At 65.2% G+C, this 15,758-nt stretch carries 9 protein-coding genes and 1 tRNA gene; 4 read left to right on the top strand and 6 right to left on the bottom strand.

What is annotated here, in order from left to right; genetic code table 11:
- The first annotated feature begins 31 nt into the window (after positions 1 to 31).
- The 3 genes from Q0L25_RS01420 to Q0L25_RS01410 are packed head-to-tail and all read left to right on the top strand — an operon-like array spanning position 32 to position 4,997.
- The gene (locus Q0L25_RS01420) at positions 32 to 1,549 is read left to right on the top strand and encodes a tryptophan halogenase family protein (protein ID WP_296611138.1); all 1,518 of its coding nucleotides are present in this window, start codon (positions 32 to 34) and stop codon (positions 1,547 to 1,549) included.
- A complete protein-coding gene (locus tag Q0L25_RS01415; RefSeq protein ID WP_296611137.1) occupies positions 1,546 to 3,381 on the top strand; it encodes an alpha-amylase family glycosyl hydrolase in 1,836 nt (611 codons plus the stop codon). The genes Q0L25_RS01420 and Q0L25_RS01415 overlap by 4 nt, the downstream gene beginning before the upstream one ends.
- Positions 3,378 to 4,997: an alpha-glucosidase gene (locus tag Q0L25_RS01410; protein WP_296611136.1), complete on the top strand. Its 1,620-nt coding sequence runs from the start codon at positions 3,378 to 3,380 to the stop codon at positions 4,995 to 4,997. Before Q0L25_RS01415 ends, Q0L25_RS01410 begins: the two co-directional genes overlap by 4 nt.
- A 60-nt stretch (positions 4,998 to 5,057) precedes the next feature.
- Here the strand turns inward: Q0L25_RS01410 and Q0L25_RS01405 are convergent.
- Positions 5,058 to 5,142 (bottom strand) — tRNA-Leu (locus Q0L25_RS01405).
- Between the two features lie 386 nt (positions 5,143 to 5,528).
- Between Q0L25_RS01405 and Q0L25_RS01400 the strand changes: the two genes are divergently transcribed.
- On the top strand, positions 5,529 to 5,891 hold the full coding sequence (locus tag Q0L25_RS01400; protein ID WP_296611135.1) for a hypothetical protein: 363 nt from the start codon (positions 5,529 to 5,531) through the stop codon (positions 5,889 to 5,891).
- Positions 5,892 to 6,028: 137 nt separating this feature from the next.
- On the opposite strand, the gene Q0L25_RS01395 is transcribed toward Q0L25_RS01400, so the two are convergent.
- The 5 genes from Q0L25_RS01395 to Q0L25_RS01375 form a co-directional block, all read right to left on the bottom strand.
- Positions 6,029 to 8,050, bottom strand: a complete 2,022-nt coding sequence (locus tag Q0L25_RS01395) for a glycoside hydrolase family 97 protein (RefSeq protein WP_296611134.1) — start codon at positions 8,048 to 8,050, stop codon at positions 6,029 to 6,031.
- A gap of 22 nt (positions 8,051 to 8,072) precedes the next feature.
- Positions 8,073 to 9,101: a cupin-like domain-containing protein gene (locus Q0L25_RS01390; protein ID WP_296611133.1), complete on the bottom strand. Its 1,029-nt coding sequence runs from the start codon at positions 9,099 to 9,101 to the stop codon at positions 8,073 to 8,075.
- Positions 9,094 to 10,587: a tryptophan 7-halogenase gene (locus tag Q0L25_RS01385; protein ID WP_296611132.1), complete on the bottom strand. Its 1,494-nt coding sequence runs from the start codon at positions 10,585 to 10,587 to the stop codon at positions 9,094 to 9,096. The genes Q0L25_RS01390 and Q0L25_RS01385 overlap by 8 nt, the downstream gene beginning before the upstream one ends.
- Positions 10,584 to 12,137 carry a tryptophan halogenase family protein gene (locus Q0L25_RS01380; protein ID WP_296611131.1) on the bottom strand — a complete coding sequence of 518 codons (1,554 nt, stop codon included), beginning with the start codon at positions 12,135 to 12,137 and terminating at the stop codon, positions 10,584 to 10,586. Before Q0L25_RS01380 ends, Q0L25_RS01385 begins: the two co-directional genes overlap by 4 nt.
- A gap of 71 nt (positions 12,138 to 12,208) precedes the next feature.
- The gene (locus tag Q0L25_RS01375; RefSeq protein ID WP_296611130.1) at positions 12,209 to 15,625 is read right to left on the bottom strand and encodes a TonB-dependent receptor; all 3,417 of its coding nucleotides are present in this window, start codon (positions 15,623 to 15,625) and stop codon (positions 12,209 to 12,211) included.
- Between the last annotated feature and the right edge of the window lie 133 nt (positions 15,626 to 15,758).

The following is a 15,758-nucleotide window of genomic DNA, read 5'->3' as shown; positions in this document are numbered from 1 at the left end:
GGCGAGGCTCATTCGACGGTGAAGGCCTGACATGACTGATTCCACGTCGCTCGACATCGTCATCGCCGGCGGCGGGACAGCAGGATGGACGGCAGCCGCCATCCTCGCCCGCTTCCTCGGCAACCGCGCGACGATTACCCTCGTGGAATCCGACGCGATCGGCACGGTCGGCGTCGGCGAGGCGACGATCCCGCAGATCCACAACTTGATCATTGGGCTTGGGCTCGACCAAGACGAGTTCCTGCGGCGCACCAACGCTACGTTCAAGCTGGGGATCGAGTTCAGCGATTGGCTGCGTCCCGGGCGTCGCTACATCCACAGCTTCGGCCAGGTCGGGCGCGGCGTCGGACTGATCCCTTTCCGCCAACTCTGGCTGCGCGGCCGGCACCTCGGCGTCGCAGGCGACTATGGCGATTACAGCTATAACATCGCCGCCACGCGCCTGGGTCGGTTCGCGACTACCGAAGGCCGCGATGGCAAGCCGACCGAACTGGCTTATGCCTACCATTTCGACGCGGCGCTCTTCGCGGCAATGCTTCGCGACTATGCCGAAGAGCGCGGGGTGCGGCGGGTCGAAGGGCTGATCGAAAGCGTCGAGCGCGATGGCGAAACGGGGGATATCCGTGCGCTGCGGTTGGATCACGACCGCGAGGTGGCGGGCACGCTCTTCATCGACTGCACCGGATTTCGCAGCCTGTTGCTTGGCAATGCACTCGGCGTACCCTTCGTCGACTGGCGCCGTTTTCTGCCCTGCGACACTGCCCTGGCGGTGCCCAGCGAAACACGGCCGGAGTTGCGTCCCTATACTCAGTCGATGGCGCGACCCGCCGGCTGGCAATGGCGCATTCCGCTGCAGCACCGCACCGGCAACGGCCATGTCTTCTGCTCCGAGTTCATGTCGGTTGAAGAAGCGAGCGAACTGCTGCTCGCCAACATCGAAGGCAAGCCGCTCGCGGACCCGCGTCCGATCCGCTTCACCAGCGGGCACCGACAGGATTTCTGGTCGCATAATTGCGTCGCTTTGGGTCTCGCCGCAGGCTTCATGGAGCCGCTCGAATCCACCAGCATCCACCTCGTCCAGTCGGGGCTGGGTCGGCTGCTCACCTTGCTATCCGGCGACTTGTCGAACGTCGCCACGGCGCGCGACACGTTTAATCGCCTGTCCACCATCGAGTGGCAGCGCATCCGAGATTTCATCGTCCTGCATTATATCGCCAACGAGCGCGTCGGCGAGCCGTTCTGGGACCATTGCCGGGCGATCGCCCTTCCCGCAACGCTGGCGGAAAAGATCGAGCTGTTTCGCGAAGCCGGCGCGTTCGTCCGCGAGGAGGACGAGTTGTTCCTCGACGATAGCTGGGGTCAAGTGATGATCGGCCAAGGCATCATGCCGCACAGCTGGTCGCCGCTCGCCGACAACGTACCAGGGCAGGATGTCGGTCCCTTTCTCGACACCCTGGCCAAATCCTATCGCATCAAGGCGGAAACGCTGCCCAGCCATCGCGACTTCGTGATGTCGATGAGGGGTAACGTTCTGGAGAAACACGCATGATCCGCCGCTCGCTACTCGCCGCCTTGCTCGCGTCTGCGCTCGCGCAACCGGGACTGGCCTCTTCCGGCCCTGCACCGGCATCGGCGGCCGCATCGACCTATCGCGACCGCCTGCCCGAGGACGAGGTCATCTATTTCGTCCTGCCCGACCGGTTCGAGAATGGCGATCCGAAGAACGATGCCGGCGGTCTGAAGGGTGACCGACTCGTCACCGGCTTCGATCCGACCGCCAAGGGCTTCTATCACGGCGGCGACCTCAAGGGGCTGCTCAAACGGATCGACTATATCCAGGCGCTCGGCGCGACCGCGATCTGGGTCGGGCCGATCTTCAAGAACAAGCCGGTCCAGGGTCCCAAGGGCAGCGAGTCCGCCGGTTATCACGGCTATTGGATCACCGACTTCACCCGCGTCGATCCGCATTTCGGCACCAATGCCGACTTCAAGGCCTTGGTCGACGCGGCACACGCGCGTGGGATGAAGGTCTATATGGACATTATCGCCAACCACACCGCGGACGTGATCAAGTATCGCGAGTGCGAAGCGGACAAGCCGTGCGCCTACCGCGGCCGTGCCGACTATCCCTATACGCGCAGGGGCGGCGCGAGCGGTCCGGCGATCAATCCGGGCTTCCTCGGCGATGGCGTCGCGACGCCCGAGAATTTTGCCAAGCTGACCGACCCCGACTGGGCCTACACGCCATACCTTCCCAAGGGCGAGGAGAAAGCCAAGGTCCCGGCCTGGCTCAACGACCCGATCTATTACCATAATCGCGGCGATTCGACCTTCTCGACCGAGGATTCGCAGCTCGGGGACTTCGGTGGGCTCGATGATCTGATGACAGAGAACCCGCGCGTGATCGCGGGCATGATCGACATTTTCGGCAAGTGGATCGACGATTTCGGCATCGACGGATATCGCATCGACACCGCGCAGCATGTCGACCCCGCCTTCTGGCAGGCGTTCGTCCCGGCGATGCTAGCGCGCGCCAAGGCCAAAGGCATCCCCAACTTCCATATCTTCGGTGAGGTGTTCACCGGCGACCTCGACGTCGCGCGGCTTGCGGCGCACACGCGGGTCGACAAACTGCCCGCCGTGCTCGACTTCGCGTTCGAGCGCGCGGTGGCCGACACCGTCGCCCGCGGCGCCCCGACCAGCGAGCTGTTCCACATGTTCTTCGGCGACCCCGCTTATGCCGATGGAGAGGCTACCGCGCGGACCTTGCCGACGTTTCTCGGCAATCATGACATGGGCCGCTTCTCGATGTTCGTAAAAGCCGGCTTCCCCCAGGCGAGCGACGAAGAGGTGTTGAAGCGCGTCATTCTCGGCCATGCCATGCTGCTGACGCTGCGCGGGGTGCCGACCATTTATTATGGCGACGAACAGGGCTTCGTCAGCACGGGCAACGACCAGCTCGCGCGCGAGGACATGTTCGGCAGCAAGGTCGCGGTCTATAACGACACCAAATTGCTCGGGACGACCAAGACCACAGCGACACCGAGTTTCGGCACCGACAATCCGATCTTCAAGACGATCGCCGAGCTCGCCCGCACCCGCACCAGCCACCGTGCGCTCACCCGCGGGCGCCAGGTACCGCGCGCGTGGGGCGACAAACCCGGCCTGTTCGCCGTGTCACGGTTCGATCCCGATACCGGCAAGGAAATGCTGATCGCGTTCAACACCTCGACCGCGCCGCTCACCGCCAATGTGCTGGTCGACGACAAATCCTCCGCTTTCACCGCGCTCCACGGTGCGTGCGAAGCGAAAGCAACCGCGCCGGGCAGCCTGAAGGTCAGCCTCGCTCCTCTCGACTTCATCATTTGCGAGGCCCAGTGAACGACGTCGCCCGCCTACCCTCCGTCCAGACAGCGCGCGAATGGTGGCGCGGAGCGGCGATCTACCAAATCTATCCGCGCAGCTTCGCCGATACCAATGGCGACGGCATCGGCGACTTGCCCGGCATCACCGCGCATCTCGATCATGTCGCGAGCCTGGGCGTCGACGCGATCTGGCTGTCGCCCTTCTTCACCTCGCCGATGCTCGATTTCGGCTATGATGTGGCCGATTATTGCGACGTCGACCCGATCTTCGGCACGCTGGACGATTTCGACGCGCTGGTCGCCCGTGCACACACGCTCGGGCTCAAGGTGCTGATCGACCAGGTTTATTCGCACAGCAGCGACCGACACCCCTGGTTCCTGGAGAGCCGCGCCGATCGCACCAATCCCAAGGCCGATTGGTATGTCTGGGCCGACGCCAAACCCGACGGCACGCCGCCCAACAACTGGCAATCGGTGTTCGGCGGCCCGGCCTGGACCTGGAGCGCACCGCGCCGGCAATATTACATGCACAATTTCCTCCCCGAGCAGCCGCAGTTGCACATGCACTTGCCGGCGGTGCAGGACGCGATGCTCGACGTGGCGAAATTCTGGCTCGACCGCGGCGTCGACGGTTTCCGCATCGATGCGATCAACTTCTCGATGCACGACCCCGCGCTGACCGACAATCCGCCAGCCCCGGCGGGACCGCGCACGCGCTCATTCGACTTCCAGCAACATATCCATAACCAGAGCCAACCCCAGATACCGGCATTCCTCGAGCGGTTGCGGGTACTGCTCGACAAATATGGCGCGACCTTCACCGTCGCCGAGGTCGGCGGCCCGAGCCCCGAGGCCGAAATGCACGCCTTCACCCAGGGGGACCGCCGGCTTAATTCGGCCTATGGCTTCAATTTCCTCTACGCCGACAAGTTGACGCCTGCGCTGGTGCGCGACGCGCTCGCGCAATGGCCCGATGCGCCCGGCACCGGCTGGCCAAGCTGGGCGTTCGAGAATCACGACGCGCCGCGCGCAATCTCGCGCTGGGCAGCCCCCCAACACCGCGACACCTTCGCGCGGATGAAGCTGATGCTACTCATCTCGCTGCGCGGTAACATCTTCCTGTACAATGGCGAGGAACTCGGCCTGACCCAGGTCGACATCCCGTTCGATGCGCTGCGCGATCCCGAAGCGATCGCCAATTGGCCGCTGACGCTATCGCGGGACGGGGCGCGCACACCGATGCCCTGGCGCCAAGACGCCAACGATCATGCCGGCTTCAGCTCCGGCACGCCCTGGTTGCCGATCGGCGCCGACCATCTCGCGCTGGCGGTGGATCGCCAGGACGGAGATCCGGAATCCTTGCTCAACCTGACGCGGCATCTGCTCGCGTTCCGCCGATCGAGTGACGCGTTGATGTGTGGCGATGCTCGCGTGATCGAAGCGAGTGAAACGGTCCTGGCGATCGAGCGGTCGGCGCCCGACGAGACGGTGTTGTGCGTGTTCAACATGTCGCCCGAGCCGGTCGAATGGCGCCCCGTCCAGCCCGATCGCTGGCGCACGGAGGAAACCGTCGGCCATGTGACCGACTGGCGCTTCGGCGGCTATGCGGCGGTAATCGCGCGCCGGGTTTAAGCCCTCGCCTATTCCCGACGGGCCCGTCGCCCGATTGTGCAAACCAAACCAGCTTGAAGATGGTGCGGGCGGTGGGAATCGAACCCACACTCCTTTCGGAACCGGATTTTGAGTCCGGCGCGTCTACCAGTTCCACCACGCCCGCATATCGTTCAGACCGCCTTGGTAGCGGCCTAGAACCGAGGATTTGGACGCCTATAGGCGAGCACCCGGAGGATTTCTAGACCACAGTTCACCGCTTGCTCGGGGCGGCGCGTCATGCCGAATCCGACGTAGAATCGCACTGCCGCAATACGACCCGGTTCTTGAGCTCTTCCACCACATACACGAGCGCCGGCCGAGTTTGTGAAATTGCGAACCACCGCCGACGACCCGAAGTTTCTCGCGCGTGGGTTTCCGGCTGTGCCGGCAATCAGCGCGCCTTCTCGCCGCACGTGACGGCGTTCATGATGGCTGACCACATGCTTCCACTCGGAGCGCCTTTCGCTCGGTTTCCAGCTCGGCGCCAGTTACTGGACGGCGGATACCCGTGTGGCGATCATCATCGCGAAGCTCTCACTCGCCGGCTTCACGCGCATTTTGAGCGACGCTTATTTCGCCACGGCATCGTTCAACTCGATCAGTCCGTTCGCTTATGTCCAACCGGTGTATGCGCCGCTTCGGACGTACGCAATTGAGGCGCGGATCACATTTGATGGGTTCGTCTTAAAGGCGTCGTCGGTCAGCCGCGAACGCGGCGAAGCGTCACCATGCTCCAACTGGACTCCCTCGGAAACTGGGCGGCCCTCGCCATTAACTAAGCCTGCAATGGACGCCAGTGCTTTGGTTACCCGCGTCGTCCGCCGCGAAATCCAAGGAAGACGCCTCGTGCTGCAGAATAGCTCTGATCGCTAGCAATTAACCGCCGACTATCTATCGCCGTTCTCTGCGCGTTCGCATAGCTCTGTCACATCGCAAAGAGCGAAATGGCCTAAACCTTAGCCAGCAGCGTGTCGGAAAGGCGCCCGTCCACACACGGCCATTTGCGACGCTCAGCGTATAACGTGGAATCGGATCGCGGTGCCGCCCCCCGGCGCGAGGTCGAGCGGTAGCACGTCGTTTGACGTCACCACCTTCTTCTCGATCGTGATCGGCAGCGGATTGACGCGGTAATCGGCGTTGGGTCCGTCGCGATAGATCTGCGCCTCATACTTCCTGCCCGGCGCCAGGAAGGTCAGCGGCTGCGACAGCGTGCGCGCATTTTCGTCCGTGATCGCGCCCAGATACCAGTCCTGCCCGCCACGCGGCTGGCGCACGACGACGACGTAATCGCCGATTTCCGATTGCAGCGTGCGGGAGACTTCCCAGTCGGTCGGCACGTCGCGGATGAACTGGAACGCGGCCAGGTTCTTCTCGTAATTTTCGGGCAGATCGGCGGCCATCTGGATCGGGCTGTAGACCACGACATATTCGGCCAACTGCGTGGCAAGCGTCGATTGCACGCGCCGCGTCACGTCGTCCTTGCCGTGCGCCAGATCGAAGATGCCCGGCGTGAAATCCATCGGCCCGCCGAGCAGCCGAGTGAAGGGCAGGATCGTCATGTGTTCGGGCGGATTGGTCGGCACGCCCCAGGCATTATATTCCTGTCCCCGCGCGCCTTCGCGGGCGATCATGTTGGGCCAGGTGCGGCGCAAACCCGTATCCTTGACCGGCTCGTGCGCGTCGATCGCGATACGGTATTTCGCCGCGGTCTCGGCGACGAGAAGATTGTGGCGGACCATGAACTGGCCGGCGAACCACTCGCCCTTGCCCTCGCGGTCGAGGATGTCGCCGGCATGGCGGACATAGCCCGTCTTGACCGCATGGACGCCGTAGCTGGCGTAGAATTTCATCGCGTCGTCGAGCTGGTTTTCATAATTGACCACCCCGCCGCCGGTCTCGTTATGCCCGATCAACTGCACGCCCTTGGCCTTGGCGTAAGCAGTGACCGCGGCGATGTCGAAATCGGGATAGGGCTTGGTGAAGCTGAACTTGTCGCCATTGGCGATCCAGTCGCCGTCCCAGCCCTGGTTCCACCCTTCGACCAGGACTCCGCTGAAGCCGTATTTGGCGGCGAAGTCGATATAGCGCTCGACATTGGCTGTGGTCGCGCCGTGCCGCATGCCGCTCGACCAGGTCGTCTTGTCGAGATGCATTTCCCACCACACGCCGACGAACTTGCCGGGGGTGAACCACTTCCGGATATCGGGGATCCTGCTCGGTTCGTTGAGGTTGAGCTCGATCCGGCTGTCGGCCAGCGCGCCCGGCGTCTCTCCAATCAGCACCGTCCGCCACGGCGTGATGAAGGGGCCGGTCTTCTTGGCCAGCGTGCCGTCGGGCCAAGGCATCAGCCACGCGGTCAACGTGCCCTCGCCATTGCCCTGAAGCAGCATCGACGGGAAGTCGATCATCGCCGCTTCGTGGAACGAGAGGTAGAGGCCGTTGGCACCCTTCATCGTCAGCGGCGTCTCGGCGAGTGTGATGCGGCGCGCGTCGGTCTGGGTATAGAGATATTCGTCGCGTTCCTGGCCCAGTCCTTGATACCACCAGGCCTGATAGGCGCCGAGCGTGTGGAATTGGGTGCGCTCGGCAGTGACCGCGACGTCCTGGCCGGCGGGCACATCCTTGTAGTCGTAGCGGAAGCCGAAGCCGTCATCGAACAGGCGGAAGGTGACGTCGACCGCCTTGTTGAGCGCGGTGTCGCCATTGAGCGTGACGGTCAGTTCATTGTGGTTGTCGCGGATCACCCGCTCTTCGCCCCAAGGCTGTTCCCAATTCGTGTCCGATGAGGCTCGGCGCGGATTGCCCATCGCCGAAAAGCGCGCGGCCGGCTCGCCCTTGAAGGTCAGGCCGAGCTCGGACGGCGCAAGGAGCTGCGCGCCCTTGCGGGTCACCTCGTAGAGCGCCTGGCCGTTCTCGACCCACACGCAGATCTCGATCACCTTGCCTGGCGATTGCGCGCATTCGCGAGTGGCGGCCGCGGCGGAAGCGGTCCAGCCGAGTGCGGCAATCAGGGCAAGCGAACGAAGGATCATCTGGAGGTTCCTCGGGGAGAGATCAGGAAGGTTTGCCGAGCGCGGCGCGAAGCTGTTGACGCAGCGCCGTGCGCGCGGTGGGAGAAAGCGGACCGAACGGCCCCTGGAGTGGTGCGGGGATATGCGACAGCACATCGCCGCGCTCGCCGAATACGTATGCCGCGATCATCTCGCGCCAGTAATCGCGCTCGCCCGGCGGCAGATCGCGGAACGCGAGCAAGGCGGTCAGGAAAGCGTGGTTGGGCTCGTCGCTGCCGCCCCACCAGTAATTGACCATCGCGTTATAGGCGTCGAGCGAGATGACGTGGTGCCACCAGTAGCGCGGCAGGAAGAGCGCCTCGCCTGGTTCGACCAAGGCGAGGCTCGCGGCGGCGACGGCGTCCACGTAACGCGGGAAGCGGGCGAGATCGGGCGCCTCGGGATCGACCAGCGAGAGCGCTGGCGGGTTGTCGGGCGGACCGACATAGAGGTTGCTCACCTGCTCGGGCGGAAACAGAACGAAGCGCCGCCGCCCGGCGATCACGCAGGCGAGATTGTGGTCGCGATCGTTGTGCGTCCGCGTGTGGACCGCGCCACCCAGCCACAGTCGCGCGCCGATTCCGGGTAGCAAAGGCATCGGGTTATGCTCGGCGAAACCGGGCATCGCCTGGTCGAGCCGCAGCATCTGGATCGCGACGGTCGGCGCATCGGGCTGGCCGATCAGCCCTTCGATGCGGTCGAGCGTGGAACCCAGCGGCGCCTGGCGCCTGGTGAAAGTGAATTCGCGCAGGTCGGGACCATAAGCGAATTGCCCGCGATGCCGCGCGGGGGCCTCCATCACCGGCACCGCTGCCCCGCTGTCGAGCCGGCGGAAATAGGCGTTCAGCGTCGCCGCACCCTGCATCCCGGCGGCGAGCGCGGGCCAAGTGTCGAACAGGCCGTGGAGTACTACGGGCGCGCCCGCGGCGACGATCGCGGCGAATTCGTCCGGTGCGATCACGCCGCGCCGGGCGATGCGCGGCAGGCTGTCGAGCGCGGCCGGATCGCGCTGCAGGCGGATCGGGTCAACCACGCGCGGTTCCCAGCGCCTCGGCATGCATCGGCTGGCGCAGCACCGTTTCCTTGACGAAACCGAGCATCGTCCGGAACCGCGCCTTGACCGCCTCGGGATCGGTCGTGTCGATCCGCGGCGAATAGCTTTCGGGTGCGATGCCGAGCCCGATCAGCAAAGCGCGCCAATGATCGGCCGCGATGCTGTCATCCTCCATCGGCGGCACCTCGCCGCGCGCGCGGAAGGTGTCGACGATATGCGCGAGCGCGGGCGGCAGCGGCGCCGCCTGGGCGGCGCGCCAGAACGGCCCGGCGAACGGCGCGCAGGCATAGAAGGCTGCCTGATAGTCACGCAACCGCTCGAACGACGATCGCATCAACCGGTTATATTCGGCGCGGCTCGGCGCGACTGCATCGCCGGTCGGGAAATAGGTCAGCAGGGCGACCAGCCCGAGCTGCACCGCATGGAGGTCGAGAGTATGGATTGGATCGAGCGCGCACGCCGCCGCGCCGATCGCGACGCAATTCTGCGCCCAGGGCTGCTCGCGCCGCCCCGGGTCGGACGGCCGCAGCACCGCGTCGCCCAGCGCCAACCCGCTCGCCGCCGCTGCCGCCTGCAACGCTTGCTCGTCGCCGATCAGCGCGCTGTCGAAGGCATGGACGACATGCGTCGCCGCCTGCGCCGGATAGAGGCCGGTCCAGCCGCGGTCCCAGGCGCGGATCTCGGCATAGGTCGGCACCGGCGCAAAGGCTTGGGCACGCGCGACGAACACGCGGTCGGCCGGAAAATGCGCCCGCCAGCTTTCCTGGCCGATACCGAGCGTCCGTCCGATCAAGGCGGCGTCGGTCCCGGTCGCGTCGACGAAGAAATCGCCCGGGACGCGCGCGCCATCGGCGACCAGCGCGGTGATGTCGCCATCCTCGCCGCGCTCGATCGCGATATGACTGGCGGTGCGCGCCGCCACGCCGAGCCGCTGCGCGACCGATTTGAGGCCGGCGGCATAAGCGATGGCGGGCAAATGATAGGCGTAATCGGCGCGGCCATAGATCTCGCTCGCTTCGTCGGGGATCATCACCCGACCCTGGCGCGCGGCGGCGCCGGTCAGCGAGAAATCCTCGAGCGCGACATCGAGCCCGAGCCCGCGCGCCTTCAGCCAATAGGCAAAGAAGTCGTTGCCCTCGATCGGCGCGCCGTAGCCGCCATAGGCATTGAGGAAGGGCGGCCGCGTGCCGAGCAGGTCGACCACATTCTGTCCGAGCGAGAAGGCGCCGCCGGTCGCCCGCAGCAGGCCAGCCTCGTCGAGGCGGAGGCGGGTGTGGAGCGCCTCGAGTCCCGGCAGGGTCGCATAGACGTCCGCCGGATAGAGCAGGCTCGGCAGCTCGATCGCGGTGACCGCGACGCCGGCGGGCGCGAGCGCCGCCCGGAGCACGCTGGCCGCAAGCCACAATGGCGCGTCCCGGCCGAGCAGGACGAGCGATTGCACGCCGCGCTGAACGGGCGCGGTCATGCTGCCGGCTCCAGCGCGGGGGCGAGGCAATAGGAGCGCACGAGGTCGCCGTGCGGGGTCATGTCGGCGGCATTGACCTCGATCCGGTATTTGAGGTCGGCGAGCCGCGCTTCGAGTTCGTCGATCGGGATCGCCTCGGCCAGCGGGTTCCAGCTGCGCGGCAGGACCCCCTGACCGACCAGCACCGCAAGCCAGGAGTCGCGCGAGAACAGGCCGTAGCGGTAATCGGGCGCCGCCGCCGACGCTTCGAACAAAGCGATCTTGTGCGCGAGCGTATCGGGCAGTTCCATGCTGCGGACATGGTCCCAGAGCGGCTGACCATGGCGGCGATTGGCGGTGTAATGGAGGACGAGGAAGTCGCGGATGCGATCGTAATGGACCTCGAACAGCCGGTTATATTCGGCCGCCAGCCGCGGATCGATTCCGGTGCGCAGCGTGGGCATCAGCCCGATCAGGTCCATCACCCCGGCCTGGATCAGGAAGATCGAGGTCGATTCGAGCGGCTCCAGGAACCCGCTGGCGAGCCCGATCGCGACGCAATTGCCCGCCCAGGCGGTGGCGCGGCGGCCCGCCTCGAAGCGCAGCAGCCTTGGCTCGCCGAGCGGCGGCGCGTCGAGCGCACCGAGCAGCACGTCGCGCGCACGCTCCTCGTCGGTAAAGCGGCTGGAAAAGACATAGCCGTTGCCGGTGCGGTGCTGGAGCCCGATCCGCCACGTCCAGCCGGCTTCCCGCGCGGTCAGCCGGGTGAAGGGCAGCAGTGGCTCGGTGCGGATGCTGGGGATCGCGAAGGCGCGGTCGCAGGGCAGCCAGTCGCTCCAGTCGTGCCACGCAACACCCATCGCCCCGCCGACCAGCAGCGAGCGGAAACCCGAGCAGTCGATGAACAGATCGCCGGCGACCGCGATCCCGGACTCCAGGCGAAGCGCGGCGACATGGCCGCTCGCGGGATCGCGGACGATGTCGACCACCTTGCCCTCGATCCGCGTGACGCCTTGCGGCTCGGCCCAGCGGCGCAGAAAGCGTGCATAGAGGCCGGCGTCGAAATGATAGGCGTAGGAATAGGTCGAGCGGATCGACTTGGGATCCTCGTTCGGATGCTCGAACGCGGCGTTGCGACAGACCGCGATCGCATAGGAATAATCGTGCAGCTCGGCTGCCTTGCCGGCGGCACGGGCGCGCGCCCAGTGATGCTGGAAATCGACTCCGGCCCAGGGTTCGCCGAACGTGCCGAACGGATGGACGTAGCTCTCGCCAGGGACGTCCCAGTCGACGAACTCGATCCCGGCCTTGAAGACCGCCTGGGTGTCGCGCATGAATTGCGCCTCGTCGATCCCCAGCGCGTCGTTGAAGATCTTGATGTGCGGCAGAGTCGCTTCGCCGACGCCGACCGTGCCGATCTCCTCGGATTCGATCAGCGTGATCGCATAGTCTTGCGCGGGCAGCAGTTTGACCAGCGCCGACGCCGCCATCCACCCGGCAGTGCCGCCGCCGACGATGGCCACCTTGAACGGGTCTGGGCGGGATGGTTCTGGTCCTGGTGCCGGCGCCATGATGGTCTTCCCTCACAAAAATCAGGCGCCGCCGCACTTGGAAGGGTGGCGGCGGCGCCCAGTGGAGGAAATCAGAACTTGAACCGGCCGCCAATCGAGAAGCGGCGGTCGACCACGCCCCAGTTGGAGTCGATGTAGACCGGCTTGGCCCCCGGCGTTGCCTTGGAGTCGCCGAAAATCTGCTGCTGATAGACGGTTCGCGTGTTGAGCAGATTGGATCCCTCGAGCGCGATCTCGAACCTCTTGTCGAGCGAGATGCGGAGCGACCCGTCAAGGAAGCCGGCGGCTTTCTGGAACACCGGCAAGCCGATGCAGCAATCCAGGTTGTTGGTCAGGAAGCGCGACCGCCAATTGTACGCGACGCGCAACGCGACCGGGCCCTTTTCGTAGAGGCCGACCACGTTGAACGAGTGTTTCGAGATGCCGGCCAGCATGTGCGAGTCGATCACCGCGCCGCGTCCGCCGCTGACGTCCAGACCCGCACCCTGCCCGCCGGTGCCGCCGGCATCGAGCGCGCCGACCGCGATCAGGTTCGAATTGTTGATCCCCGATTGGTCGACGAACGTGTAATTGGCCTGGATACCGAGGCCCGAGAGCAGGCCGGGCAGGAAGTCGAAGAAGGTCTGATATCCGACTTCGAAGCCTTTCAGTTCGCCGCCGCTCTTCTCGTTGCGCGGGCCGCGCAGCAGGACCGTCTGGGTCGAACCGTTATTGGTGAACTGGCGCTCGAACTGACCGTACGAGATCGCGTTGTGGAGCTTCTTGTAGAACAGGTCGACCGTGAACAGGGACGACTTGCCCATATAGCGTTCGAAGGTGAGGTCGAACTGGTCGGCGGTCATCGGCCGGAGACCGGCATAGCCCGATTCCGCGTTGAACACGAAATTATAGCCGGTGACGTTGGCCGCGACATGCGCCGCGGTCGGCGAGTTGTAGACGATATAGGGCGAGTCCGGCCCGGTGTTGATGACCGGCGAGTTGATCGACACGAAATTGCGCAGCAGGCCGAAATCGGGCCGCGACAGGCCGCGCGAATAGCCGAAGCGAACATAGGTCTTGCTGTCGAAGCCGAGCCGCAGGTTGAAGCTGGGCAGCACGTTGGTGTAGCTCGCCTTGAGCTGGTTCGGCGACCCGCCGCCGGCCGCGAAGGCGAGGACCGCGGGGGTCAGATAGCAGCTCGGCTGGACGATCGCGGTGCCCGACAGCGGCGTCGCGCACGTCGGCAGCAGGTTGAGGGCGGTGCTCGTCGGATAGGATACCGCGCCGTCGCTGGTCACTTCTGTCCGGATCACGCGGACGCCGATATTGCCCTTCACCCGGATGCCGCCGCCGAAGATCGGCTGATCACCGCCGAAATTGAGCATGGCATAGGCGGCCTTGGTCCGTTCCGACGTCCTGGTGACTTCGGACGGCGTGAAGCAATTGTCGACCGTCGCTTCGGGCCGGTCGCAGATTGCGGTATAGCCGGGTGCGATCGGCGAGTTGGTGGTGGCGCCGCTCAGCGACTGCAGCAGCTTGGGGAAGTTCTGCAGCGTATCGCGGTTCAGATAGACCAGCGGGCCGTTATTATAGGCGCTGCCATTGTAGAAATCGTTGCCCAGGCTGGTCGATTCCCAGATGCCGGCGCCATAGCCCTTGAAGTTGGAATTGCAGGCCGCCGCCGGATTGGGCGCGGTGTTATCGGCGTTGAAGCCCGCGCCGTTGCAATTCCACGACGCGGCGATCGGGGTCCAGTTGAAGGTCGAATAGCGGACCGTCTGGTTGCGGTCGGCATAGCGCACGCCGACCTTCAGCGAGTCGAGCCAGCCGCCCTTGTCGAAATCATATTGCAGGTCGCCCTTGAACGCCCATTCGTCGGCATCATTGTCCTCGACATGGCCCTGGATGAACGGGATCCAGTAATTGTGCGGATTGGACAGGCCGCCGCTCGCGTAATTGACGTTGGAGCCCGGCAGCAACTTGACCTCGGGCGTGCCGTCGCCGTTCACGCTATACTGCATGTTAGCCATCGACCCAACCGCGACGAGGATGTCGTTATTGTTGGTCGACGCGGTGATGCGCTGCCCGTCGAGCGTCAGCCTGAGATTGTCGGTGATCTTCCAGTCGATATTCGCGGAGAAGTCGCGCGTGCCCTCGCTATGGTCGAAATTGCGCGCTTCGTTCTGGAAATAGAGGCCGTCGCGCAGCGTGGTGCAATGGCCGGTACCGCAATTGTTGACGAACGGCATGCCGGGGACCGCCGACCCGGTATTGATCGCGTCCTGGTCGTTGCCGCTCCAGCTGCCCAGCCAGCTGCCATGGCCCTGGGTCAGCACGCCCGATTGCAGCATGCCGTTGGAGCCGAACACCAGAGCCGGGGTGCCGTCGGCCGCGCCCAGGATCGTGCCGCTGCGCGGGTTGAACGCCGGCGTGCCATAGGCATTGCCGTCGAAGATCACGTGGCTGGCGCGCTCGAGCCAGGCATTGTGATATTTGGAGTCGGTATATTGGACGGTCAGCAGGAACCGTTCCGATTTGTCTTGGAACTGCCCGGCCAGCGCGATGCCGCGGCGGGTGCGGTCGTAATCGACCTGCGAATAGCGCACGCCGTCGGGCGCGTATGCCCAGCCGGTGCCGCCGAACGGATTGGCGGTACAGCCGATCGCTCCGTCCGAGCCGACATTGGCGCTGCCGTCGGGCTTGAGCGCACCGGCCGAACAATAAGTGTCGATCTTGTCCATGATCACGCTCTCGGTGCGCGTGATCACATGGCTGCGCGCGAAGTCGGCCATGAAGCCGAACTTGCCGATCTCCGTATCGAACGTGTCGCTGATCAGCGCGGAGAATTCACCGGTCCATTTCTTCGAGCGGTCGCCATAGGTCGCCTTTGCGTTGCCGGTCACGACCAGGCCGTTCTGGTCGAACGGCAGGCGCGTGCGCAGGTCGACCGTGCCGGCGATGCCGCCCTCGATCATGTCGGCGGTCAGATTCTTGTAGACGTCGACGCGCGACATGAGCTCGGGCGAGATGTCGTTGAAGTTGAGCCCGCGCGCGGCATCGGCCGAGAAGCTGTCGCGGCCGTTGAACTCGGTACGGACCTGGGTCAGGCCGCGGACCAATACGCCGGCCGCCTCACCCGACGGGTGGGTCGAATCGTCGGTCGATTGCAGCCGCGACACGGTGATGCCGGGGATGCGCGACAAGGCGCCCGATACCGAAGTGTCGGGGAACGAGCCGATGTCGGTCGCGCTGATCGAGTCGACAATCGTCGCGGCGTTGCGCTTGGTCTCCGCGGCGTCGCCCAGCGCGCGGCGCACGCCGACGATCAGGATGTCGTTGTCATCGGGGGCCTGGGAGCCGCTATCCGTTTGCGGCGCCGCGGTCGGGCTGGCGGCGGCCTCCGGCGCGGTCTGCGCTTGCGCGCCGGTCGCGGCGAAGATCGCCAACGTCATCAGCGACGCACCGCTCCACAGAAGGCCGCGGCTATGGCTGGTACCCAGGTGTTTCATCGATCACTCCCCTATGCCCGCCCCTCATGCGGGGGCTTATCCCGTTGCTCGCGTGCCGAGGCTGCATGCCCGGCACGCGGCGCGAATCATCGTTGGTGGATTTGATGCGGCGCGTCGTCGCGTGCCATTTGCC

Origin of the sequence: Sphingomonas sp. (assembly GCF_024508665.1) — a bacterium.
Taxonomy (GTDB): domain Bacteria; phylum Pseudomonadota; class Alphaproteobacteria; order Sphingomonadales; family Sphingomonadaceae; genus Sphingomonas.
This window is presented reverse-complemented; position numbering and strand designations above follow the sequence as displayed.

Excerpts from the sequence above, each read along its gene's own strand:
- Q0L25_RS01395 (WP_296611134.1), bottom strand. The coding sequence starts at position 8,050 with ATGATCCTTCGTTCGCTTGCCCTGATTGCCGCACTCGGCTGGACCGCT.
- Q0L25_RS01375 (WP_296611130.1), bottom strand. The coding sequence starts at position 15,625 with ATGAAACACCTGGGTACCAGCCATAGCCGCGGCCTTCTGTGGAGCGGT.
- Q0L25_RS01415 (WP_296611137.1), top strand. The coding sequence starts at position 1,546 with ATGATCCGCCGCTCGCTACTCGCCGCCTTGCTCGCGTCTGCGCTCGCG.
- Q0L25_RS01420 (WP_296611138.1), top strand. The coding sequence starts at position 32 with ATGACTGATTCCACGTCGCTCGACATCGTCATCGCCGGCGGCGGGACA.
- Q0L25_RS01385 (WP_296611132.1), bottom strand. The coding sequence starts at position 10,587 with ATGACCGCGCCCGTTCAGCGCGGCGTGCAATCGCTCGTCCTGCTCGGC.
- Q0L25_RS01380 (WP_296611131.1), bottom strand. The coding sequence starts at position 12,137 with ATGGCGCCGGCACCAGGACCAGAACCATCCCGCCCAGACCCGTTCAAG.